The organism is Massilia sp. YIM B02443, assembly GCF_030411955.1.
In the GTDB taxonomy this organism is placed as follows: Bacteria; Pseudomonadota; Gammaproteobacteria; order Burkholderiales; family Burkholderiaceae_D; genus Telluria.
In genome coordinates, this window is record NZ_JASNRA010000077.1 from 1 (window position 1) to 413 (window position 413).

1 protein-coding gene is annotated in these 413 nt (G+C 54.2%); it reads right to left on the reverse strand.

Annotation, left to right across the window (positions count from 1 at the left end; genetic code table 11):
- Positions 1-352 (reverse strand): transposase (locus tag QPK27_RS25250; protein ID WP_290420890.1); only part of this gene is annotated, 352 nt, incomplete at its 3' end.
- Between the last annotated feature and the right edge of the window lie 61 nt (positions 353-413).

Genomic DNA, 413 nt, shown 5'->3' on the forward strand with positions numbered 1-413 from the left:
TTAGGCGAGTTAAGTACGCATCTAACTTTTTTAAGATGGCCAGCTCCTGCTGGGCGCTTGCCAGATCACGACGTAGTTGCTCGACCTCGCTAAGCTCACCGGCTCCGGGGCGGCCAGGCGAGCGAAATTGCTCGCCTGGCGATTGCTCGTCGAGCTTTTTTGCCCACTTATAAAGCTGGTTACGTCGTATGCCCAGCTCAAGCGCAATATCAGTAGCGGTTTGATCACCAGCGCGCAAGCGTGCTACGGCTTCACGTTTGAACTCGTCGGTAAAGACTGTTCGCGTCTTGGGAGCTGCATCAGTTGATGCGGGAACGAGCTCTCTTTTCGAGGGCAGCTGCGTCTTTTTCATGTATATCCTCCGGGGCGCTATTGTCCCCTATTTGGATGTCCATGAAACCCGGACCATCTCA